Origin of the sequence: Sporosarcina sp. FSL W7-1283 (assembly GCF_038003105.1) — a bacterium.
GTDB lineage: Bacteria > Bacillota > Bacilli > Bacillales_A > Planococcaceae > Sporosarcina > Sporosarcina newyorkensis.
The window spans coordinates 2,757,779-2,781,999 of record NZ_JBBOOL010000001.1; the positions used below are offsets into that span (position 1 = coordinate 2,757,779).

Genomic DNA, 24,221 nt, shown 5'->3' on the forward strand with positions numbered 1-24,221 from the left:
TTTGTGATACTTTTCACAATATGCCATGTTCATTGACGCCTCTCTAAAAAAAGAGTACCATTTCTAGTAGCGAGGTGAGAATGATGAACCCTATCGTAGAGTTTTGCATCAGTAATTTGGCGAGTGGTTCTTATCCGGTATTTGAGACATTAGAAAGAGACCCGAACATTGATGTACTAGAATACGGATGCTTGAGCTACTGTACAAAATGTACAGATACTTTATACGCAATCGTCAACGGCGAACTTGTCGAAGCGGATACTGCTGACGAATTGACAGCACGCATTTATCAATTCATTGAAGAAAATCCGCTTTTTTAATCATATAGCAAATAGCATAGTTCTCTACGGGCACTATGCTTATTTTTTTGGCCAATCCCCTAGTGAAGACAGTACATAGGTCGGCAGCAACTCTTTTATCAGCACCTCATCCAGCGGAGTCACACCTGTCGCTACATACGCCGTGTCTATTCCATACCGTATCCCTGCTAAAATGTCCGTATCGTAATTATCCCCGATCATTACCATTTCTTCCTTTTCATATGCACCTTGCTGCTGAATAAACTGCAGCATATGCGGCTCTGGTTTTCCTACAACGATAGGTTTTTCGCCGCTAGCGACCTCCATCAAATGAAGAAACGAACCATTTCCTGGTACGAGACCTTTTTCAGTCGGAAATTTCACGTCTTGATTGGTCCCTAAAAAGCGAGCGCCATTTCGAATCGCAAGACAAGCTTCCGCTAATTTGCTGTACGTAATTTGACGGTCAAGCCCCATCATTACAACGTCTGGGTTTTTCGTTGTAAGCGTAATTTGTTCCGCCTCTAATGCCTCTTCCAGCCCTTCCTCGCCTATCATCATGACACTTGCCCCTGCATAATATTGTTTACAATATCTAGCAAGTGCTATGGCTGAATTCATAATATGATCAATATCTGTCAGCACACCAAATTCAGCTAATTTCTTTTGCTGTGCGGCCCGTGTCAAAGCCGCATTATTCGTAATGAAATATGTTTCTGCGCCTTCTGCCTGACAGTCAGTTACGAAATCGACCGCCTCAACAATAGGTTCTTTACCACGATACATTGTGCCATCCAAATCGAGACAATATGCCTTATACTCTCCCATACCCATTACTCCGTCGGCAGAAACGCAGAAACTGGTCCTAGTTCATTCGTCAAATAATCCCGTACTTGCTTCGGAAATTGTTTTAGTTCGTTTGACGTTTCTCGGATAGCCGTTTCTACTTCTGCTGTTTCTACTTCAACAAATTGACGTACAATCATAGGTCGTAAGGAAATTAATGCTTTCAAAGGATCCGCTTGTTCCGGCTTAATCACTTTTTCATCCTCTAAAATATCGATGATGTCATCGTAACTTCCCGGATCTCTCATAATGAATCCATCAATCATCGAGTTCCCTACATCGATAATTCCTTCTATTAAACCGTGCGCAATACGCTCAAGTGCAAGTTTATTTATTTCGCTTTGTTGCCAGCTGTTTTCCTTTTCGAAAAGTTGAATTAATTGTTCCATATAAGCAAGTGTCTTTCTGATTTGTTTTTGATCGACAAAATACATGATCTGTATTCCTCCTCATCATTTTTCTCTTTCTATCTTATCATATTTTCATCCAAACAAATAAAAGCTGCGGGCAATTGCTCGCAGCTCTCACTTTATTTTACTCAGTTTCTTGTGGTTCGGTTTTTACTTTACCAATCTTCTTCAAAATGAAATACGCACAGCCAAAATTGCAGTATTCATAAATATAATCCTGAACGGTGCTGATCTTTGTTTCATAAGTCGATTTTGCATTGCGGTCTTCAAAAAAACCTTTCAATCGCAATTGACCGTATCCCCAATCGCCAAGGATGTAATCATACTTCAACAATACTTCACTGAATCGTTCGTTCAGTGCCTCTTCATCAAAGCCGTCCCGAAACTCTTCTGCTAGCTCATATTGTACATTCTCTAAAATAACCATTCGATTCTTCACTTCCATATTAACTGCTCGCTTGCTGTTCTAACTCAAGCTGCTTGTCACCTTGACGTTGCTTTTCTTTAGCAGCAGCATTGACCTGCTCATCCGCATGATAGCTTGAGCGCACAAGTGGTCCTGCCTCACAATGGGAGAACCCTTTTTCCATTGCAATTTTGCGTAATTCACCAAACTCGTCTGGTGAATAGTATTTTACCACTTTCGCATGCTTTTTGGTCGGCTGCAAATATTGACCGATTGTCATGATATCCACATCATGTGCGCGGAGATCATCCATTGTTTCAATAATCTCTTCAACAGTCTCACCGAGTCCCACCATTAATGACGACTTAGTTGGAATTACTGGGTACATCTCTTTAGCACGAGCCAATAGTTCCAATGAGCGATCATACGTGGCACGCGCTCGGATTCTAGGCGTTAACCGGCGCACGGTTTCAATATTGTGATTTAATATATCTGGCTTCGCATCCATCAGACGCTGTAAATTATCACGATCTCCTCCCATATCAGATGGCAGGACTTCGATTGTTGTGAATGGATTTTTACGGCGAATGGCACGGATCGTCTCTGCAAAAATAGCAGAACCGCCATCTTTCAAATCATCACGTGCAACTGCAGTCACGACAACATGTTTCAAATTCATCAACTCAACTGAATCTGCCACGCGCTCTGGCTCGGCAGTGTCCAATTCATTTGGCAAGCCTGTTTTAACTGCACAGAAACGACAAGCCCTTGTACATACAGCGCCCAAAATCATAAATGTAGCAGTTCGACGCTCGCCCCAACACTCATGAATATTCGGACAACGAGCTTCTTCGCAAACTGTATGTAGATTTTTCTCGCGCATTAACTTCTTTAAACCTGTATAGTTCTCATTGGTGTTCAGCTTAATCTTCAGCCAATCGGGCTTCTTAATATGCTCTGATTTTCTTCCGGTTTCAGGTCTACAGGACAACGCTACCGACTCCATTCTGATCATAGATTCTACTCATGCCAATGTAACATAAATTCTGAAAATCTTCAATTGGGATTGCCCTCCTGACAGTTTGGCAAGAAGCGCGCCAGACCAAAAAACGTCTGCAGCAATTTTGGCTGCAGACGTTTCGTATTTTTTATTCAACCTTAAACTTTTTCTTGAATTTAGTCAGAACAGAGGCATAGAAGATGCTTAAAAACAGACCACCCCAGATGATGATCACACCGACTAACATCATAAGAATAGCAGAGCCGCTCATTCCTGTATCCATTTAAAGCCCTCCTTTGTCTTCTTCGTAATCAGTAGCAACACGCGTGTTGTTTTTCCATTTCAGTGAAGTGAAAACAATCGACATCACGAATGCACCGATAGCAACCGGCCAACCCATTGTCCATAAGAATGAAGTAGGATAGCCTTCATAGTTTTCAGCGATATTGTCTTTAATCAGGAAGAACAGCATCGTTCCAAGTACAACCGGTGTAATGAATGTCAATGAAACTTTCCACCACCAGCCCAAACGAATATCAGACACCGCATTGGCATGTTGTTCGAAAACACCGAGTTTTCTGAAAACCCAAGCCAGCAAGATGACTTCTACAAGTCCGATGACTGCAATTCCGAATTGGTTGATAAAGTAGTCTGCTACATCGAGGAAGTATAAACCGCCTTTCGTCGCATATAGCATAGAGATTAATCCCGAAAGTCCGACACCAATGAACACAGAACGTCTTCTCGAAATATTGAATTTATCCGCCATTCCTGCGATATATGTTTCACATATCGAAATGAGAGAGGTCAGACCGGCGAGCACAAGTGACAGGAAGAAGAATGCACCGAATATCCCGTTCATTCCTGGCATTTGATTGATGATTTCCGGGAACACGACGAAGGCGAGACCTACTCCAGCCGTAGCAACGTCTCCCACATCCACACCCTGTGAAGTCGCCATGAATCCCAGCACTGCGAAGACCCCGATTCCTGCAAGCAATTCAACTGAAGAGTTTGCAAACCCCGTGATGAATGCGTTATTTGTAATATCCGATTTCTTCGGCAAATAACTGGAGTACGTTATCATGATGGCGAACGCAATCGATAAACTAAAGAAAATATGTCCATATGCCGCGACCCACACACGCGGACTTAATAACTTATCAATATCCGGTTTGAAGAAAGCATCCAAACCTACCATCGCTCCGTCAAGAGTAATCGCACGAATGACGACGAATAAAAAGAGTATAAATAGGACAGGAATAAATATCCGATTCGCCAACTCGATCCCTTTCTTGACTCCGCCCAGCAAGATGATAAAACAAATCGCCCAGACGAGCAACAGCGGCAATGCTACTCCTCCAACCAAACCTCCAACTTCTCCCGGGTTATCCGCTATTTTTAAGACGTCCCCAAAGAAGAAAGCCTCAGGGTCTTTTCCCCAAGATAAACTAAACGAATAAATCGTATACTTCATGGCCCATGCAATAATCACGGCGTAATAAGTGGATATGACAAAGGATACAAATATCCCCCACCAACCTAGAAATTCTGTCTTTTTTCCATTCAAACGGAAAAAAGATAATGGTGCCGATCCACGATATTTATGACCGATCGTGAATTCCAAGATTAAAATCGGAATACCAGCGGTCAATAGCGCGAACAAATAGGGGATAAAAAATGCCCCGCCGCCATTTTCATATGCGACATAAGGAAAGCGCCAAATATTACCAAGCCCGACTGCCGAACCCACTGCCGCTAATATAAAACCAGCTCTCGTTCCCCACTGCGAACGATTTTCCATACTACTTCCTCCTTTTAGTGTATTGTTGTTCAAAACTTACCACCATTCACTATTTTCCGATAATTTAAGTTTTGTATATTTAGTATAAACAGGACAGTAAAAGATGTCAAAACAATTTTAGACTAAGAGTGTGAATCTTGCTGACACTCTTAGTCTAAAGTTTTTAAGCCACTTGCGCTTGACGCTTTTTACCTTTAGCCGTCCAGTACGTGAATAATACTATCAATGCTATAATAACAGCTACTAAACCAATCCAAACGGAACCAGTCATGCCTAGAACAAAATAACCAAGTGCTGACACGCCAGCAGCCACCAATGCGTACGGCAATTGTGTTGCTACGTGATCCATATGATTACAGCCTGCACCCGTTGAAGAAAGGATTGTCGTATCGGAAATCGGCGAACAGTGATCTCCGAAAACCGCCCCAGCAAGAACTGCAGATAACGCTGGCAATAATAATTCGGGTTCTGCATTGACCATAATTGTGCCGGCAATCGGCAATAGAATACCAAACGATCCCCATGAAGTTCCCGTTGAAAATGCCATCAGTCCCGCCAGTATGAATATCAATACCGGCAAGAAAGCTACTGGAATATTCAATTGATCTACCATTGTTGACAGGAAAAGACCTGTATCAAGTGTAGCAATTAACTCAGTTAAGCCCCAAGCGAAAATCAAAATCAGAATCGCTGGCATCATCGCTTTCAAACCGCTGATGAATGCACGGCCCATCCAAGAAACACTTGCTGTTTTATTCACTTTCATTTGCAGAACATATAAGAACATAGCCAACAGTGTAGCTGTAACGCCACCAACTACTAATGATTTCGGCACATCTGTATTTTCGAATATAGCCCAAATATCGAAGACACCCGCTTCTTGATAGCCAGTATAGACCATCATTCCAAGCGTCACGACAATTAACGTCACGATAGGTGCAACCAGATCGCGAACTTTCCCATAAGAGTGTTCAGGAAACTCTTCTTTCAGCTCACCTGGTATCTCTTTTTTCGGATCATACAGCAAACCTTCATTTACTGCCCGATCTTCATGTTTCTTCATTTCAAAGAAATCATTATTCGTCCAAGCGAAGAAAAAGACCATGGACAATGTGGCGATTACATAGAAATTCATCGGCGCCATCAGAATAAAGGCAGTTAACGGCGAATAGCTAACAGCGGCTGTCGTCCCAAGTATAAGAGCAAGCTGCCCGATCAAGAATGCCCCCCAACTTGAAATTGGAGATACTACGCAAATCGGTGCAGACGTAGAATCAATGAAATAAGCTAGTTTTGCACGAGATATTTTATGCTGATCCGTAATCGGTCTTGCAATTTGTCCAACCGCTAAAGAGTTAAAGTAGTCATCTACAAAAATTGCGATTCCCAAAATCATCGTCAACAGTTTCGCTCCACGCTGCGTACGAATTCGTGTGACCGCCCATCTCGCAAAGGCCGCACTGCCGCCGGACAGGCTGACAAATGCCGTAATGACACCAAGCAATAATAAAAATAACATAATAAATATATTATACGTATTCAATCCGTCATCCCAAAATGAAATCGTCATAGCTGTCCAAACATTTTTCAATGTTTCCATTGGGGAAAATTCCGCGATGAGTAAAGCGGCTGTGACAATCCCAGCTCCTAACGATAGTAATACTCTCCTCGTCACCAATACCATCACGATAGCGATAACAGGAGGCAAAATGGATACCCATGTTCCAATCATATTAATTCCTCCTCTTTCTAGTCGGTAGATTGTATCGAAAAGTAGATGGTCAGTCGAAGAAGGGAAAGCCTATTACAGAGAAAAAGCCGACTCCAACATGTTACAAACGTGTAGGAGTCGGCTTAACAGTTCATCTGCGAATCAATCATCATGTACAAGATAAATGGATACGGATCATTCGGCTGTTGTAGCGCTCCATACATTACCGCTGTATGACAAGATCATTCCTCTTCGAAATGACCCCAACCTGAGAAGTTGACCCTTCTCAAACTTCGGCATTGTCTCCTTTCAATTGCGGTCATCGACGTCACTCTCTCGCAAAATACTTATAAACAATGCAACCTCTACGTAAGTCTCGATATTCTTCTTTTAACAGTGTAGCAATAATCGACATTGTTCACAATAGCCTTTTATTCCGGTTCTTGCAACGGGACCTCTATTTGTGCCGGCGTCTGCTCTCCTTTCGAATAAATTTGCGGAACTTTTCCTCTGATCAAGCCCATCGCGACAGGCATTCTCTGCGTTACTACGCTCTTACTCGTTGCAAGCGGAACGATAATCTGAACATTCACGTTCACCAGCAGGGTCACTTCTACATAGGCATTATTTATCCCGAATTCCTGTATATCCGTTTCCACATCGGTGTGGACGTTTCCCATGACATGAAAACGGATCGGAATTTTCGGACCCAAGTTGCCGAGCAACGGAATATTGGTCGCTTGCCCGAGCGGGACAAAGAAAACGACGCCTTGCTCTTTCGCCATCATTTCAGGATTATACTCCAAATCACCTAACGGCGGCAGCATGTCTAGATCGCCACCTTCTGCACGTTCGAGGTGATCTTCAACCAATTGATGAACTTCCGCCATAACCTGACTGATGATTTCCGTATTAAATTTCGTCGTGACGGTATCTCGTGTCTCATCCGGCACATTTTCAATTATTTCATTGATATCATACACGCTCGTAGATCGTGCATTGATCGCTTGGCTGATTACATGGCTGGCTATTTTCTGCGTTTGTTTTTCAGCATATTGCGTATAGATTGGGGTCAGCTGTTTATTGACTGAGTAAAAAAATAAGGCGACTGCTATGAAAATCGTCGGAATGATCAACCTCAGCCAATTTCTCGCATAACTTCTTTTTCTCGGTCTTTTTTGATTCGTATAAAACCGCAAAACGACGCCTCCTGCTTCACATTATGCGAATCAGGAGGCGGACATACTAGCTCTCATTAAAATATTTTTTTCCATACCAGCCTAGGACATCGCGAATCATCTCAGGCATGATATATTCTTTAGGAACATCCTTTAATAGAGGAAAGAAAAATCCGAATGTAAACATATCCAATGTAGCGAGCCTATACGTTTCGCCAGGCTCCACTGCCCGGTTGCCCGCAAATAATTGTCCGTCCTGATTGCGGAATAATCTTTCATGAACCATGCTTCCCATGAATGTTCCTCGGAATCCCAAACCTTTGATTTCCAATTCCGTCCACTTCGGATCAAGTGATTGTTCATAAACCTGAAGTAATTCCGAACCGTCCAAGTGTACGATGCAAGGATTGATCGGATGCGGCAACAACGAATGTAAATCACCTCTTGTCACCCAGCCCTCGTCTAGACTTCCAAGGAATATCCCGGCGTTAAAAAGTGCACATTCCGCATGTGTATAAGCTAAAAGCGCACGTCCGAAAAAGGATGAAAGCGGGCTATCTGCTGTCAGCTTCTGAGCCAACGGGGAAGGGTTATAAAAGACAGGCACTTGCAAAGCTTCCTCTCCTTCAGAAAGATAGGCATTCACCTGTTCAACATCTTCTGCTGTTTGCTCCATCGTATTGGTAGGAAACACACCGGCCTCCATATGGACAACCTGATTCGTCATACGATCGATCTCGACTCGGATATGGCCGATGTAATGACCAAACTTCTCTGCCGCACCAAGCAATGTATCCTCAATCCATTCTCCGTCCTTCAATAAATGGTGGGTATGTCCTCCTAAAATAATATCTAATGCCGGATATTCCGCCGCCAGAAGGCGATCTTCATTGATGCCTAAATGTGATAAGCAAACCACGAGATCTGCTTGTTGTCGAATACGAACTAACTGTTCCCGGATTTCTTTACGCGGCTCTGTCACTTTCCAGCCAAGCTGTCGATAAAAAGCATAGTACGGTGCAGTGGCTCCGATCACTCCAACCCTCACGCCATCTGTCGTTTCAAATATTTCAGAAGACTTTGCCCAAACTGGCTGCTCTCCATTTAGCTCTTTCAAATTACAGATCAATACATCAAACAGAGCATCTTCATATAACGTTTCAAGCGTCTGTTTAGACATGGTGATCCCTTCATTATTGCCGATTGTCACGGCATCATATCCTACTTCATTCAATAACTTCACGTTGCCCTTGCCGTCCGTTCCTTCTGTAAAAGGATGGGATCGGTCAACATGATCACCAATATCAAAAATGAAACAAGCCTCGCCTGCCTCTTCCGCCTGCTCTTTACGTTGCTTCAGAAAACGTCTGATCTGCGGCCAATTTTCGAAATGGCTATGTATGTCGTTGGTATGATAAATGTGAATCGTAGCTACCGTTTCTTTCATATAGGTCATCCCCAAATCCCCTCATAGATTGAATGCAATCCAAAGACGAGTAAAATGATACGTATGACTAAAACCAATGTATCTGATTTCATTTTGCCATTTAAATAAGCGCCTAGCATTCCACCGAGATATGCTCCCGGGACAACTGGTATGGTGTAAAGCCACGGCACATTTCCAAGTGAAATATGCGAAATCGAATTGACGACTGCCGACAAGAACACCATCAGCATCGACGTTGCTACCGCTACATGCGGCGGGAATAAGAACAATAATATCATTGCAGGTACGATCATCGTACCTCCGCCGATTCCGAATAAACCAGATGTCAGACCGATGAACAGCGACAATAAGACAGCAAACCAAATTGGATAGCCATACAGATGTGTCTCACCTTGCGGATCGGTAAATGAAATCTTTTTGCCGTTATCGACAAACCAACGAATTGGCTTCAAGTACTTCCTAGTCAGTAGCAGGGTGGACAATACGATCAGTAAAATACCGAAATATAAATTAAATGATTGAATGCTTAAGCTCTTGTTGATCCAAGCCCCTACTACGATGCCGGGTATACTCGCTATGAAAAATAAAAAGGCACTGCGATAGTCAATCGTTTTCACTTTCATATAAGAAAGCGTCGAACCAAGCCCGTTCGCGATCATCATAATGACGGACAAACCAACTACGCTTTGCGGTGTGATGTCTGGAATCATTCCGAGATTCAGACCGACGAACAATGTGATAGGCACAAGAATCGTACCGCCGCCTAGACCCGCTATGGAGCCGATGACACCTGAAGCCAAGCCGATTAATGCCAGGATTGCATATTCCATTAGTGATCCTCCTCAAACAAATCCAACTGCTTGGTGAGCGGCTGACCATACTCTATGTTGAAAAGGTTTGCGAACTGTTTCGCGTTCTTTGCTGCATGCTGACCCGAGTTGTTATTAAAAATGATATATACATCTTGCGCTTGCTGCTCCAATGTCTGGACAACTTTTCGCAACCCCTCTAGCTCTGCTTCATTATAGTCGTATAAATAACGAACCTTCCTCCACGCCTTGCTGTCTCCCGTTGTATTGACCCATCCTTTGTCGTTACGTCCGTGAAGACGCAATAATACCTTGGAGTCCGTCGCAACCGGAACGAGCGGCACACTGCCATCACCTACTTGCGGCTCATCGCAGACGCCATGGATAATATTCAGACCACGCAGAAATTCTAGAGTCTTCTCGCGATAGGCTGGTGAATACCAAGATTGATGGCGAAACTCCACCGCTATCGGTAAAGGTTGCAACTGCTCATGCACGAAGCGAATCCGCTCTACATTTTCTTTTTGACAATCAAACCAAGGTGGAAATTGTACGAGCACCATTGCGAGCTTCCCTGCTTCCACAAACGCACTCATCGATAGTTTGAATAACGAGAACATCTCTTCCTCTGAATCATAAGGAATCTTACCACGCTGATGACCTGTGATCCCTTGATAGGCTTTGACGATAAACTGAAAATCAGCGGGCGTTTCATCCGTCCACTTTCGCATCATCTTTTCAGACTGGATTGCATAAAACGTCGAATCCAACTCCACAATCGGAAAATGTTGACTATAATCAAGGAGCTTTTTATTTGCTGCCGTCTTTTCATTATATAGGCTCGGGTGATCTCCCCATCCCGTCAAGCCGATGTGTATCATGGAAAGTCCCCTCCTTCAATCTTTAGAATAGTGTATCATACCTTATGTATTTTCGGAAAAAACGTTACTTTGAATCTATCGGTCTTCACATGCAGCAAGCGCTCATATGCAATTTTCTAACCATAAAAAAACGTTCCGGGTTTTATGCCCGAAACGTTTGTTATAGTTAGCCACGCCATGCGCTCATTCCGCCACGTACGTTGGTGACAGTGAATCCTGCCTTTTTCAATTGACTGGCTGCTTTTGAGCTGCGCATTCCGCTTTGACAAATGACTACAACTTCCTGTTCTTTTTTCAAACTGGCGACCTTACTATTTAATACGTGCAGTGGAATATTTTGAAATTCCTTAATATGTTTACCTTTATATTCTGCCGGTGTGCGCACGTCAATGAACTGAATTTTTTTATCTCCCAAGATTACTTTCAATTCATCTGTCGAAATGGTGCTGATATCTTTAGCGGGCTTCATTCGCCAAATGAAAAATACGACAATTGCGACGGCGATGATCCATCCCAATATAATTTCCTCCCCCCACTGCTTAGTTGGTCAATTCCACAATGACTAGAATTACACCCATCACGACGAACGCTACATGACCAATGCAAAATCGAGGAAAAAATTTCTTTTCCATTTCTTCCGCTGTTTGAACCGTACATGTTTTGCATGTGAAGAGTTGCTTCATTCGTTTCATGCGTCTAATGCAGCATGAACACTTGCCGGATCATACCCTAATATCCATTTACCGTTTAACTGCGTTTGCGGCACACCCATTTGCCCTGTCATTTCCACCAGGCGCTGACCAGCTGCCGGATCTATCATCACATTGATCGTTTCATAAGGCACATGAATTTCATCTAAATAATTTGTCATCATCGTACAGTAAGGACAAGTCGACGAAACATAAACCGTTGCTTTTGCAGTCATAATTAAAAACCCCTTTTCATTTGTTAATATCTATAGTATATACCCCTAGCCGTATACGGTCAACTAATCGGTTTTCATATTTTTAGGGCTGCCGGTGTAGAATGTACGTATCAAAGAACTGCGCTGTAAGAGAAAGTCTGTTTTTGTTTATGCACGTTTCACCTCTCCCACTTCCCTTCAGGTCCTGCCATAGAATTTATCAGTCACCAATTTGATAAAATTGAAACCTTTCATTTACCTATCCGTAGAATAAGAAACGAAAGAATATAGAAATGGAGGGATGGATATGGAGCTGTTCGGAATCGAAGTTCAACAGCTATATTTATATATCTTAATCATCGCAGGTATCATAAGCCTTGTGTATGTATTGATCAGTGATTTAGCTGATGGAGTTGGTGAACTAAGCCCATTTCTCGATCCAGCTGTCATTCTTGCGTTCATAACATTTACTTCGGCTACCGCATATCTATTAGAACTTATGACATCATTAAATAGTGGGAGCATCTTACTCATTGCGGCAGTCGTTGCTATTGTTTTAGACTTCTTACTCTATTTCTTCGTTTTAGTTCCGCTCAGATCCGCCGAAGTTTCGCTTGCCTACACAGATCAATCACTTACAGGTCTTGTTGGCAAAGTCATTGTTCCGATCCCAGTAGACGGATATGGCGAGATCATTATCGAAACGGTGAATGGCAATTTAGCGAAACGTGCTGCCGGTTATGAGAATGAAGCCATTGAGTATGGAAAAGAAGTATTATTAATCGAAGTGGAAAATGGAACATTTTTCGTAAAAGAGTATGAGCCATTCCGCTTCAAATAAGTAAAGGGGGAAATCAGAATGGGTTTTGGATTAATTGCAATAGGAATCGTAGCGTTTGTGTTACTAGCTGTTATTGGTGTATATGTTCTGAAATACCGTACAGTTGGACCAGACGAAGCATTGATTGTGACAGGAAGTTATTTAGGTTCGAAAAATGTGCATACAGATGAATCAGGAAATCGAATTAAGATTATTCGGGGTGGAGGTACATTTGTCTTCCCGGTTTTCCAACAAGCCGAACCGCTTAGTTTATTATCAAGCAAGCTGGAAGTCACCACACCTGAAGTCTATACCGAACAAGGCGTTCCGGTTATGGCGGACGGAACGGCAATCATTAAAATCGGTGGTTCCATATCTGAAATTGCGACGGCTGCAGAGCAGTTTTTAGGAAAATCAAAAGCCGATCGTGAGAATGAAGCAAAGGAAGTATTGGAAGGTCATCTTCGTTCCATCTTAGGTTCTATGACAGTAGAGGAAATTTACAAGAATCGCGATAAGTTCTCACAAGAAGTTCAACGTGTCGCTTCTCAAGACCTTGCCAAGATGGGCCTTGTTATTGTTTCCTTCACCATTAAAGACGTGCGTGATAAAAACGGCTATCTTGATTCACTCGGTAAGCCGCGTATTGCGCAAGTCAGACGTGATGCAGACATTGCAACGGTTGAAGCAGAAAAGGAAACACGCATTAAAAACGCTGAAGCATCTAAAGAAGCACAAAAAGCGGAAATTGAACGTGCGACGGAAATTGCCGAAGCTGAAAAAGAAAACCAATTAAAAGTTGCAGAATACCGCCGTGAGCAAGACGTCGCAAAAGCACGTGCTGACCAAGCGTATGAATTGCAAACCGCTCGCTCCAAACAAGAAGTAACGGAGCAAGAAATGCAAATTCAAATTATTGAACGTCAGAAACAAATCGAATTGGAAGAAAAAGAAATTTTACGTCGTGAGAAGCAATATGACTCCGAAGTGAAGAAAAAAGCGGACGCGGACCGCTACGCAATCGAGCAAAATGCCGAAGCTGAAAAATCAAGACAATTAGCGGAGGCAGATGCAGAAAAGTACCGTATTGAAGCACGTGCCAAAGCCGATGCCGAAAAAGTTCGACTCGATGGTATGGCTAAAGCAGATTCCCAACGTGCGCAAGGTGAATCAGAAGCCGACATCATCCGACTGAAAGGTCTTGCAGAGGCCGAAGCAAAACGCAAAATTGCAGAAGCCTTTGAACAGTACGGGCAAGCTGCTGTGCTTGATATGATTGTCAGAATGCTGCCTGAATACGCAAGAGAAGTCGCAAGTCCACTAGGCAATATCGACAAAATCACTGTTGTGGATACAGGTGGCGGTGAAGGCGGCGGTGCCAATAAAGTCACTTCCTATGCGACAGATCTAATGTCTACGTTGCAAGAGACACTTAAAGCTTCTTCTGGTATCGACGTGAAAGAGATGCTGGAAAATTATTCAGGCAAAGGAAATATTCGTTCAAGTATTGAGGAGCTGACGAATGAAGTGATTCGTACAAAGCCAGACCCTATTGAATCGAAAACGAGTGAAATTGCGGCGACTGATGAAACTGAAAGATAATGTAAGGAAGAAAATCCGAAGTGCTTTTATCAAGCGCTTCGGATTTTTTGTGTTCTTAATATGTTCCTTCAGATGGAGATGTAAAATTGATTGAAAAACTACTTAACTAAATTCGTGGACCTTATTTTCTTTTTGATCGATTTTGTCTTCCTAACCTATTTAATTAACTCAACTTTCACAGACTTTTTATATGATTAGGACATACTTCATACAGAGGATCACTCTGCAATTGTAACCGAGAAATTCACTTTAAACAGTTTGACAGGTAAGCCGATTTTTTTTGAGTTTGTCGATTTATATAAATGTGGCAGTCGCAACACTTAAGAATACGTGGACAAGTTCATTTAAATCTAAATGAATGGCCACCGATAAAAATGCCCATCCTATTCATAGGAAAGAATGGGGGGATCTTATTGCATATTACAAACGTATTCTGGTATGCCGTTGTCATATGTATTGCAATTGTACTTTGGGGATCTCTTGCCCCTGACCATTTAAATGAATTAACCGCGTCTGTTACTGGTTTTATTTACAATCAATTTGGTTGGTTTTATATGGTTGTCATCATTGCAATGATTAGTTTTTGTATTTATATGATGTTCTCACGTTTTGGTAATATTAAGCTGGGGAAAGATGATGATGAACCCGATTTCAGTTTGCCCGCTTGGTTTGCGATGTTATTTAGTGCTGGCATGGGAATTGGGCTTATGTTCTTTTCGACAGCCGAAACTATCTCGCATGCTTTCATTAAATCACCAAATGTGGTGCCAGGTTCAGAGCAAGCAATTTTAGAATCTCTTCAATATACTTCCCTACATTGGGGATTCCACGGTTGGGGATTATATGCTGTAGTCGCACTTGTCTTCGCTTATTTTAAATTTCGTGTCGGTGCTCCGGGGTTAATTAGCGCAACACTAGAACCGTTATTCGGAAAGAAAGTGATGCGTGGTTCAACGGGACAATTAGTCGATACACTTGCTATTTTTGCAACAGTTGTGGGTGTTGCATCCACGCTTGGTTTTGGCTCGGCTCAAATCAACAGTGGGTTAACATTTTTATTCAACGCGCCAAAAGCTTTTTGGTTTCAACTCATTATATTAGTTGTAGCCACTGTCATTTTCATCATATCTGCATGGTCAGGTATTGGCAACGGCATCAAATACTTAAGTTCGATTAATATGTGGCTCGCGATCATACTATTGTGCGCATTATTTATCGTAGGACCAACAATGTATATTATAAACATGTTTGTAACGACAATTGGAAATTATATAAATAACTTTATTCAAATGAGTTTCGAATTAAAACCGATAAACGAAGGTCAGAGGGAATGGATTAACGACTGGACTATCTTCTATTGGGCATGGTGGATATCATGGGCACCATTTGTCGGGATGTTTATTGCTCGTGTATCAAAAGGGCGTACAATCAAACAATTTATTATTGGTGTATTAATCGCCCCTACACTCGTGACATTTATTTTTTTCGCTGTTTTTGGTGGGTCCGCATTGAATTTAGAACAACACGGCATTGCTAAACTCTCCAAATTGGCTACGGAAACCGTGACATTCGGAATGTTTGAATATTATCCAATAGGCATGATACTATCTTTTTTGACGATAATTGTAATTGCGATATTTTTTATTACATCTGCCGATTCAGCTACATTTGTACTCGGTATGTTTAGTACAGGTGGACAACTTAACCCATCAAATTTTGTGAAAATTATTTGGGGACTGATACTTTCAGCGATGGCTGCAATTGTCATGTACTCTGGCGGACTTGACGGTTTTCAAAACATGCTCATTATTGCAGCACTCCCTTTTTCCATTATTCTCATTCTAATGGTCATATCGTTTTACAAAACAATCAAACGTACCGAGTGATTGGGAACGGCTTAACAATACTTTTAGTAAGGCGGGATTATAAATGAAGTTAGTAAACGTTCGTAAAGGCCAATTTGTTTATTATCAAAATCAATTGCATAAAGTGTATTCTGTAAAGACATTTTTCAAACGGTCCATTCACCTCATTCGCCTGCAAGATTTTGAACAACAACTTTCTACAGCGAAAGATATTGATTTTTATAAACCTAAACACTTAGATAGTTTCGTTTACACTCATAAACGTTATACACTAGATAAAAATGTCAAAGCGAAAGTGGGTGATTATATTTTAGTGATCAATCCAAAACCTGATTCGATGGATCATCACTATCTCAACGCCATCGAAATCGTATCGTCAGTTGAAAGAAATGGCGTGATTAGTAATCAGTCAAATGGAATCAGACATGATGAATACTGGGTAATGGTGCCTGGACTTGAGGAGGGCGCGACGATTATCGACTTTCAAAATCCAGATAGCGAAATGATTGAGAACCAGGAATCACAACAGGCAGAAACCGATTTACCGGAAACATATATACCTAAAATCGGCGATGTATATCAAAGAAATGATAGTGATCCTGTCATGCAAGCAATGGTTGTTTCCATAAAAGGGCAGAATGTTTATTTAGGTGGCAATCTAGAAGTGAAAATGAACATATTAACCGACAATGAAAAGTGGAGTTATGTGAAAAACATGAAGGACTAATGCGGGACACATAGCAATCTGATGTGGGCGCGACCTATTGTTATGGCAGATGGAAACCGAAGAACCTCGACGTTTTCAGCCAAAGAAAAGGCGTTTGTTTTACAAGACTTGTTCCAAATACGCTGTTAAGTTCAGATGTAACTTTAAAAGAGCAAACCAATTCATATTGGTTTGCTCTTTTATCGTATTCTCTTGTGGAGTCACTGGAAGGAATACATGCGAAGGTTATTCAGTTCCATGGTAACTTGTTTGATTCGCTTTACCATTTCAACTGTAATCATTTGTATGTCGCTCGTATTTAGATTGAAATAATTCCGGTAAGAAAATAAGCTTTGTTCCATACTTACTCTTTTACCAAATTTTACACTAAGCATTATTTTCGCACAGCAATCGTTTATTAATTTTCAAGAAAAACATACTAGCCAGACCGCATCATTCGCGTTGGTCACTCAATTGTTTTCATCATAATAAAGTCTGTTTGTTGTTCATCTCCCATATAGAAAGAGTGAGCGCCTGTTTTAACAAACCCCATCTTTTGATAAAACTGAATTGCCCCTAGATTGTTTTCCCACACACCTAACCATACATTCTTTTTACCTTGGTCCTTCGCAAGTTCAATTCCCTTATTTAAAAGAAATTTTCCAAGTCCCTTTTTTTGAAATTCTTTATTAATATAAATCCGTTCAATTTCCAACGCTTCTTTACCCATTTCTTCTGTTTGAGCTTCATTGACATTTATTTTCAAATAACCTGCGAGCTTCTCATCCCAATATAGAAAATAAAATTTTGAAAAGGGAGTTAAAACTTCTTTTTCTAACCTCTTTGTATTAAAGGCTTTTTCCAAATAGGTTTTCATGTTTTTTTCCGAGTTCATATGAGAAAAAGTCTCATAAAAGGTGTTATAACTGATTTCTTGAAGAGTATGTATATCCTCAATTGTACATTCATTGATAACTACAGACATCTGATTCCTCTCCTTCTATGATAAGATAGTGCCAATTAATCCCGAAATGGACCCATCTTTAATTCAATACAAGATGAAAACACTTTGAATTAACGAATTGAGCCGAGGATAATATTCTAATCACCGACCACTACCATTTACCGTCCTGTTCTATTAACATCATATCATTATTTCATTATTCAGTAATACGATTCTATCTTTTTCTTTATAAAAAATCCCCAAAATTCTCCCTTCATGAGCACAGGCATATAAATACCATCTATTATATCTCGAAGAATGGCTTCTCTAATAAAAAACTGAGTTTGCACATTATCGGCAAACTCAGTTTTTTCACTTTATTTAGACCTTTAAAAAACCAGTTAAGACGTATGAAAACCAGAGTACGAAATAGCACTTCTTTTTGTTTGTATACTTCTGTATGAGTGGCTCTGTTTCACTCATACTTTTTCCGTATTTGGAACTTTAATAATTTCCCTTGCAAACTTCGCGGTAATTCCTCTACAAAATCAATGTGATACGGTATTTTAAACTTCGCTAATCTGCCATTACAAAATTCAATAATTTCTTCTTTCTCGGCTTGTTCACCCTTGCGCAGCACAATTGCTGCCAATGGTACTTCTCCCCATTTTTCATCCGGAATCCCGATCACTGCAGCGTCTTCCACTTTAGGATGTTCATGCAGTACACCTTCAATCTCCGCGGGATAGACATTGATTGCACCGGATAAGATCATATCTTGTTTTCGGTCCACGATATAGTAATATCCATCTTCGTCTTGAAGCCCTACATCGCCTAAACTGAGCCACTCACCCTTAAACGACTCTTTGTTCGCTTCTGGTCTTTGATAGTATTCATCGCATAAAGTAATTCCTTTGACAAAGAATTCCCCTGCTTCATTCACTTGCATCTGTTCGCCCTCGTCATTAAGTAATTCAATTTCCATCCCCAACATCGGCACTCCAACCGATCGATCCTTTTCCATCTGCATTTCCGGGAATAAATTAGCGGCACCGCCTAACTCGGTTGCTCCATAAAATTCATTCAATTCAACTGTACGAAAATACTCAAACACCTTTTCCTTCGTGCTCGTATGTAAAGGTGCGCCAACTGAAATTAATGATTTTAATGAAGTGACGTCAAATTGATGCAATATCTCTTCAGGCAATGAAAAGATTGCTTCTAACATAGGTGGTGCTAAAAATGTAGTAGTCGTCTTCTCTTGCTCAATAGCCTTCAATACTTCCACCGGATGGAATTTCTCCAAAATGTGAACGCTGTTTCCTACGAATAGATTAGGTAGCGAAATACTTAAAGCGGCCGCGCCATATAAAGGGCCAGTTGCTAACCCTTTTCCAAGTCTGCCTATGTTAAATTCAATACTGAACAATAAACTGACTAAGTACATGCTGCGATGAGAACGCACTGCTCCCTTCGGATAACCGGTTGTCCCGCCCGTATACATGATGGAGAGAGTATCTAATTCATTAAGGGGTGACGAAGGTACAGGTTCCTCCTTCGAGAATGCAGAGATCCAATTTTCATAGTTGAAAAACTCAGCTTGTTCATCTATTCCTACCGTGATAAATTGTTTTGCTGTTCTATACTTTTCAATGAAAGGAACTACTTCATTAATAAAGCGTGAGTCTAATACTAGGATGACAGATTCAGAGTCATCCAGGACATGTTGAATTTCTGGACCGACAAATCGAGAGTTGATTGGTACATAAACGGCGCCTATTTTCCCGCAAGCAAATATCACTTCAAATAATTGGTGGCAATTCATCAGCATGAATGCCACTTTATCTCCTTTATCAACTCCGATATCTTGCAGTGCATGAGCCAGTTGATTAATTCTCTCGTTGAATTCCCGGTAAGTAAATTGCAGTCCTTTAAATGTTATAGCTTCTCTGTCTTGGTACCGCGCTGCATTTAATTTAATTGGATCACTAAATAACATAGGTTGCATTGTTTCACTCCTCTATGATTTTAGTACTTTCTTTTTAATCTATTGTCTTACTAGCCTTTCTTTGGCTTCGTTATATTGTTCTTCTAATTGTGCAACATAATCCTTTGTCGACTGCACTTGGTCAATCACACCGATTCCTTGTCCGCAGCCCCAAATATCTTTCCATGCTTTTTGTCCAGCGTCTCCTCCAAAATTCATCTTGGTCGGGTCACTTTCAGGCAAGTTATCTGGATCCAATCCTGAAGCTCGAATGGACGGTGCTAAATAATTCCCGTGCACTCCTGTGAAATAGTTGCTGTAAACAATGTCATCGGAATTCGCCTTTACAATCGCTTGCTTATATTCTTCAACAGCTCTCGCTTCTTCAGTAGCAATAAATGGTGAGCCGATGTATGCAAAATCAGCACCTATCGCTTCTGCCGCTAAAATGCTGCCTCCGGTTGCAATTGAACCTGCAAGTGCCAGCGGACCATCGAACCAATCACGAATTTCTTGAATAAGTGCAAATGGACTTTTTGGTCCCGCATGCCCTCCTGCGCCTGCCGCTACTGCAATTAAACCATCTGCCCCTTTTTCAATCGCTTTTTTCGCAAACATATTATTGATCACATCATGTAACACGACACCACCGTAACTATGTGCTGCCTGGTATACATCTTCTCTTGCACCGAGCGATGTAATAATGATCGGCACTTTATACTTTTTACAAGTTTCCATATCCTCTTCCAGTCTCTCATTGGACCGATGAACAATTTGGTTGATTGCAAAAGGTGCTGCCGGACGATCAGGATTTTTCGTATTATATTCTGCTAATTCTTCCGTGATTTCTGCAAGCCACTCATCAAATTGAGAGGATGGCCTTGCATTTAGAGCCGGCATAGAGCCGATAATTCCAGCTTTACATTGCTCAATCACAAGCTTTGGATTACTAATAATAAACATAGGCGATCCAATTACGGGGATTCTCATACTTTTCTTCAATTCTTGTAAATTCATCATATTAACTCTCCTTTTCACGTAAGCGCTTTCAAACAACTTTATAGTAGCTGTTTTCAAGATGACAGGAGTTCTTCACAATTTACTCTGACTCTTATCAGCGTATGTACATTTCCTTGAAAACAACTACGTTGTATAAGCAATCTTACAATACATGTATATACATGTATTGTAACTGTTTATCACGAATTGTCAATCAATTTATAAAATAACTCTTACGATGTTCCCTTCTATTCTCGCTGTTTCAGCTTTCATACTGATCTATTACTTGCTGCAATTCCTCTAGTTTGCTTAATAAATCCCTATACTCATCTTTACCGATAGAGTCTTCAATTTCACCTTGTACTTGTGACCATATGGGAGTAGCATTATTTAATTTTTCATAACCTAATTCTGTTATCGCAACAACTTTTGTTCTGGAATCATGCTCGGCCCTCTTGATGTCCACATAAGCAGACTCCTTTAAAATATTCAAGTTGCGAGTCACTGTAGTTTGATCCAGCAACATGATTTCCCCCAACTTACTTATTGAAATATATGGATAACGATAAATATTTCCAAGCATGTAGTATTGAGTGATTTTTAATCCCGTAGGCTTCAACAGCTTATTGTACAGCTGCGTAAGAGATCCCGAAACCATTCGAAGGTTCGCACAGGCACAAACTTGGATGATATGATCTGCTTTAGTTTGATCGAGGTTATGTTTCATGAGGTGTACTCCTTCCTTACAAATCAATTTATCTATATAATCGGTTTAAGAGCGTTACACGTGTGTCATACAGTTCAGACATATTTCCTCCTTATAATGAAGCTCAGATACCGCCGATCTTATGATGCCTTAATTGTATCATCATTCTATAAATCAAACATATTACTTACCACTTTTCTTTTTGATTACAATTACTGTTATCACTTATTATTACGACATACTTCCTATTCAGCGTTTATTTTTAGTTTACTTTGCTCCTTTAACAGCCGGATAAAAACTTCGACGCTTTATTGATATTGATTTGTCTATCCACTACCACCTTGCTAGACGTTTTATAAACATATCAAAAGAGGTGGGACAAATCTAATTTGTTCATAATGAAAGACGAACGATCACAAAAAACACAAAAAGGTTCGGGTTACTTAGTGTGCGGTTAGGGATTTGCCCTCCAGGCCGGGACAGGGCGTGGCTTGAGCCAATCGAACAGCGAAGGGTTCGATTTGTATAATTTCTGCGCTTCTTTGCAGAAATTATACAGCACGTGCTCCTAACGATTCGCTTTTACTCGCAAAAGCCGTCCTTCACTACGGCTTTCGCTCAGTCCAGGGTCTCAAGACACACGCTAATCCTCCCGGAGTCGCCCTACCTTCCGGGCAAATCCTACATTTTGTTCGGTAGGACAGTTGTCTTGGCCCTGGATACAGAAAGTTTACCTATGTTCAATTTTGAAGCATAGAAACTCGGTGCTTACTCCGTATTTTTGGGTTTTCAATTATGTAAGATTGCCATCAAACTGCCTTGTAAACAATAAATTGGGATTGGAGCGGAGGGCAGGGCGAGAGGCGAAGATTTGCTCCCAACGCTTCGCTTATGCTCGCAAAAGCCGTTCTTCGTCACGGCTTTTCCTGCGGGATGTAGCGCAAATGGTAAGACCCCGCGGGAAGCGAAGCGGACGAGGAGGCTCACCTGCGCCCCGCGGAAACATACTAACATTAGTAGTACAGACCAAGGCCATGGTTTGTGCTACTATTTTTTATGGTAGAAGTGAAGGAAAGTCGCAGGGACGCTGGGATCTTAGAATCCGTACAAGGAAACCGACTCACTTCACATCCTTATTTGAATCAGTTTAGTATGTTGGATCTTCGAGATCGTGTATAAGAAAGTGGAATCGATGAGGCACTGTGAAGACTTCTATGAATGGTCAAAAGGAGGAAACAAGATGAGTTATGTAATGGCGTTTGATGTCAGTATGCGAAAAAGCGCGGTGGTGATCTATGACGACAATCAGCAGTGTCATTACGAAGGTGAAGTGGAACATACAACAGTGGGGTTCCGTTCACTAAAAGAACAGATTAATTTAGTTAGGAAACTAGACGGTCAACTACCAGAAATCGTATTCGAGGCAACCGGTGTTTATTCGCAGGGCCTAGAGCGCTTCCTACAGAACGAGCAATATCCTTATAGCCGGATAAATCCTCTACAAGCTAAACTACAAATGGCTACAGGTAGTATGCGGCGACACAAAACGGATATCAGCGATGCACATGAACTAGCTAAATCGCATTTCAAGACAGAGCGGAATAAAACCTATGTACACGAAGAATATTTTGAACAAATGCGGGCATTGGGAAGGTACTACGACGATTTAGAACATGAAAGTCGACAATATGCGAACCGATTACATGCATTTCTGCAGTTAAGCTTTCCCTTATTGGAAGACGTGTTCTCTAGGAGTTCTCTTCACTTCTTACAAATCGTACAACATTACCCTCATCCAGATTTGATAAAGGGTTTATCGTTGGAAGAGATACAGAGCCGAGTGAAAGAGACTTCGCTCAAAAATATATCACTTCAACAAGCGGAGAAAAAGGCAGCACTTCTACTGGCAGCTGCTGAAAATTCCTATCCAGCCATTCAGGCGACAGATGTGCGGTGTCAGCACCTAAAGGAGTGTGCCCAACGAGTCAAAGAACTGAAACGCCAGAAAAAAGAGATCATCAAACAGATGGTCCAACTTTCAAAGGAACGTAGCGATTTTCAAGTGCTCATATCTTTTCCAGGCATTGGAGAAGCTACCGCTGTTCGGATTATTGGAGAGTTGGGAGACATTCGCCGTTTTCAAAATAACAAACAGGTGAATGCGTACGCCGGTATTGATATTCAACGGTATCAGTCAGGGAAGCTCCACTATCAAGATCGAATCAATAAACGTGGGAACCGTAGGTTAAGGAAGATTCTGTACTTCATGGTTATTTCCATGATTTCTTTACGAAAACGAACACAAAATACCATTGTTGATTACTATGACCAATTAAAAAAGCAACCCCAGAGTAAGCCTCATGAGGTTGCGGTGATCGCTTGTGTGAATAAGTTCCTGAAAGTCGCATTTCACCTTATTCAACACAGCATCCCCTATAACTATGCATTCGCCATGGCTAGTGCGTAAAAGGACAGCTTTACTATAGCACATTTCTCCTTTCGAAAAACAGCAATTCGTTAGGTCTATTTAGCATATGCAAAAATAAAGCTCAGATTTTACTAATTTTTTCAGTTTAAGCAATTAGATCATGACGGGGGATGGCTTCTTTCGCTCGCTATATAGGATTGGAGCGGAAGACGGTCGACTCCTGGGGGATCAGCGTGCGTCTTGAGACCCCGCAGGAAGCGAAGCGAACGAGGAGGCTCAAGGCCACGCCCCCCGGAAAGCGTACCGTCTGGAGCGGAAATCCCGGGGTGCTCACTAGCTGTGGTTTCAAACGCCTATTCGGATAGTAAATCATAGTACGTATCTTTTATTCTAACAAAACCCTTGACTAGAGGTAAGAAAGCGTCCCTGTCCGCAGCGGAAATCCCTTAAGCAGCTCCAAGTTTGCAGTT

At 41.4% G+C, this 24,221-nt stretch carries 23 protein-coding genes and 1 riboswitch; of the genes, 6 read left to right on the top strand and 17 right to left on the bottom strand.

Translation table 11 applies throughout. The features are described from left to right. Positions 1–83 precede the first annotated feature (83 nt). Positions 84–320, top strand: a complete 237-nt coding sequence (locus MKY93_RS14510; protein ID WP_040759434.1) for a YuzB family protein — start codon at positions 84–86, stop codon at positions 318–320. A gap of 39 nt (positions 321–359) precedes the next feature. On the opposite strand, the gene MKY93_RS14515 is transcribed toward MKY93_RS14510, so the two are convergent. From MKY93_RS14515 to MKY93_RS14575, 13 genes are all read right to left on the bottom strand, one after another. Next, positions 360–1,127, bottom strand: coding sequence for a TIGR01457 family HAD-type hydrolase (locus tag MKY93_RS14515; RefSeq protein WP_340759783.1), 768 nt, complete (start codon positions 1,125–1,127; stop codon positions 360–362). 5 nt (positions 1,128–1,132) lie between these two features. Continuing rightward, complete coding sequence (locus MKY93_RS14520; protein WP_009498106.1) at positions 1,133–1,579, bottom strand: DUF86 domain-containing protein; 447 nt, start codon at positions 1,577–1,579, stop codon at positions 1,133–1,135. Positions 1,580–1,679: 100 nt separating this feature from the next. Beyond that, positions 1,680–1,982 (bottom strand): YutD family protein, encoded by a 303-nt coding sequence (locus MKY93_RS14525; protein ID WP_040759712.1) that lies wholly within the window; start codon positions 1,980–1,982, stop codon positions 1,680–1,682. A 19-nt stretch (positions 1,983–2,001) separates the two neighbouring features. After that, positions 2,002–2,967: a lipoyl synthase gene (gene lipA, locus MKY93_RS14530; RefSeq protein WP_050804709.1), complete on the bottom strand. Its 966-nt coding sequence runs from the start codon at positions 2,965–2,967 to the stop codon at positions 2,002–2,004. Between the two features lie 142 nt (positions 2,968–3,109). Next, a complete protein-coding gene (locus MKY93_RS14535; RefSeq protein WP_246602399.1) occupies positions 3,110–3,244 on the bottom strand; it encodes a methionine/alanine import family NSS transporter small subunit in 135 nt (44 codons plus the stop codon). Then, positions 3,245–4,765 (bottom strand): sodium-dependent transporter, encoded by a 1,521-nt coding sequence (locus MKY93_RS14540; RefSeq protein ID WP_340759787.1) that lies wholly within the window; start codon positions 4,763–4,765, stop codon positions 3,245–3,247. 163 nt (positions 4,766–4,928) lie between these two features. After that, complete coding sequence (locus tag MKY93_RS14545; RefSeq protein WP_340759789.1) at positions 4,929–6,497, bottom strand: Na+/H+ antiporter NhaC family protein; 1,569 nt, start codon at positions 6,495–6,497, stop codon at positions 4,929–4,931. Positions 6,498–6,677: 180 nt separating this feature from the next. Beyond that, positions 6,678–6,852, bottom strand: a riboswitch (Lysine riboswitch). 55 nt (positions 6,853–6,907) lie between these two features. Further along, a complete protein-coding gene (gene yunB / locus MKY93_RS14550; protein WP_009498115.1) occupies positions 6,908–7,675 on the bottom strand; it encodes a sporulation protein YunB in 768 nt (255 codons plus the stop codon). Between the two features lie 46 nt (positions 7,676–7,721). Next, a complete protein-coding gene (locus MKY93_RS14555) occupies positions 7,722–9,110 on the bottom strand; it encodes a bifunctional metallophosphatase/5'-nucleotidase (RefSeq protein ID WP_078818046.1) in 1,389 nt (462 codons plus the stop codon). Next, a complete protein-coding gene (locus MKY93_RS14560) occupies positions 9,107–9,931 on the bottom strand; it encodes a sulfite exporter TauE/SafE family protein (protein WP_009498117.1) in 825 nt (274 codons plus the stop codon). Before MKY93_RS14560 ends, MKY93_RS14555 begins: the two co-directional genes overlap by 4 nt. Beyond that, entirely contained in the window at positions 9,931–10,791 is an 861-nt protein-coding gene (locus MKY93_RS14565) for a DUF72 domain-containing protein (protein WP_340759793.1), read from the bottom strand. The genes MKY93_RS14560 and MKY93_RS14565 overlap by 1 nt, the downstream gene beginning before the upstream one ends. 166 nt (positions 10,792–10,957) lie before the next feature. Further along, positions 10,958–11,260, bottom strand: coding sequence for a rhodanese-like domain-containing protein (locus MKY93_RS14570; protein WP_078818079.1), 303 nt, complete (start codon positions 11,258–11,260; stop codon positions 10,958–10,960). A 219-nt stretch (positions 11,261–11,479) separates the two neighbouring features. Beyond that, entirely contained in the window at positions 11,480–11,716 is a 237-nt protein-coding gene (locus MKY93_RS14575; RefSeq protein WP_340759795.1) for a glutaredoxin family protein, read from the bottom strand. Between the two features lie 286 nt (positions 11,717–12,002). Between MKY93_RS14575 and MKY93_RS14580 the strand changes: the two genes are divergently transcribed. The 4 genes from MKY93_RS14580 to MKY93_RS14595 all read left to right on the top strand — a co-directional run bounded on the left by MKY93_RS14580 (position 12,003) and on the right by MKY93_RS14595 (position 16,709). Then, positions 12,003–12,536 (top strand): hypothetical protein, encoded by a 534-nt coding sequence (locus MKY93_RS14580; RefSeq protein WP_221835108.1) that lies wholly within the window; start codon positions 12,003–12,005, stop codon positions 12,534–12,536. An 18-nt stretch (positions 12,537–12,554) separates the two neighbouring features. Continuing rightward, positions 12,555–14,117 (top strand): flotillin family protein, encoded by a 1,563-nt coding sequence (locus tag MKY93_RS14585; protein ID WP_078818043.1) that lies wholly within the window; start codon positions 12,555–12,557, stop codon positions 14,115–14,117. A gap of 413 nt (positions 14,118–14,530) precedes the next feature. Beyond that, the gene (locus tag MKY93_RS14590; protein WP_425516834.1) at positions 14,531–16,003 is read left to right on the top strand and encodes a BCCT family transporter; all 1,473 of its coding nucleotides are present in this window, start codon (positions 14,531–14,533) and stop codon (positions 16,001–16,003) included. 43 nt (positions 16,004–16,046) lie between these two features. Continuing rightward, positions 16,047–16,709, top strand: a complete 663-nt coding sequence (locus MKY93_RS14595; protein ID WP_340759800.1) for a hypothetical protein — start codon at positions 16,047–16,049, stop codon at positions 16,707–16,709. A gap of 445 nt (positions 16,710–17,154) precedes the next feature. Here MKY93_RS14595 and MKY93_RS14600 read toward each other — a convergent pair whose 3' ends face one another. The 4 genes from MKY93_RS14600 to MKY93_RS14615 all read right to left on the bottom strand — a co-directional run bounded on the left by MKY93_RS14600 (position 17,155) and on the right by MKY93_RS14615 (position 21,344). After that, positions 17,155–17,673: a GNAT family N-acetyltransferase gene (locus MKY93_RS14600; protein ID WP_078818040.1), complete on the bottom strand. Its 519-nt coding sequence runs from the start codon at positions 17,671–17,673 to the stop codon at positions 17,155–17,157. A gap of 433 nt (positions 17,674–18,106) precedes the next feature. Further along, the gene (locus MKY93_RS14605; RefSeq protein ID WP_340759803.1) at positions 18,107–19,639 is read right to left on the bottom strand and encodes an AMP-binding protein; all 1,533 of its coding nucleotides are present in this window, start codon (positions 19,637–19,639) and stop codon (positions 18,107–18,109) included. Positions 19,640–19,678: 39 nt separating this feature from the next. After that, on the bottom strand, positions 19,679–20,638 hold the full coding sequence (locus MKY93_RS14610) for an NAD(P)H-dependent flavin oxidoreductase (RefSeq protein WP_078818038.1): 960 nt from the start codon (positions 20,636–20,638) through the stop codon (positions 19,679–19,681). Between the two features lie 241 nt (positions 20,639–20,879). After that, the gene (locus MKY93_RS14615) at positions 20,880–21,344 is read right to left on the bottom strand and encodes a MarR family winged helix-turn-helix transcriptional regulator (RefSeq protein ID WP_340759806.1); all 465 of its coding nucleotides are present in this window, start codon (positions 21,342–21,344) and stop codon (positions 20,880–20,882) included. A gap of 1,219 nt (positions 21,345–22,563) precedes the next feature. Here MKY93_RS14615 and MKY93_RS14620 point away from each other — a divergent pair. Continuing rightward, entirely contained in the window at positions 22,564–23,790 is a 1,227-nt protein-coding gene (locus MKY93_RS14620; protein ID WP_340759808.1) for an IS110 family transposase, read from the top strand. Positions 23,791–24,221: the final 431 nt, after the last annotated feature.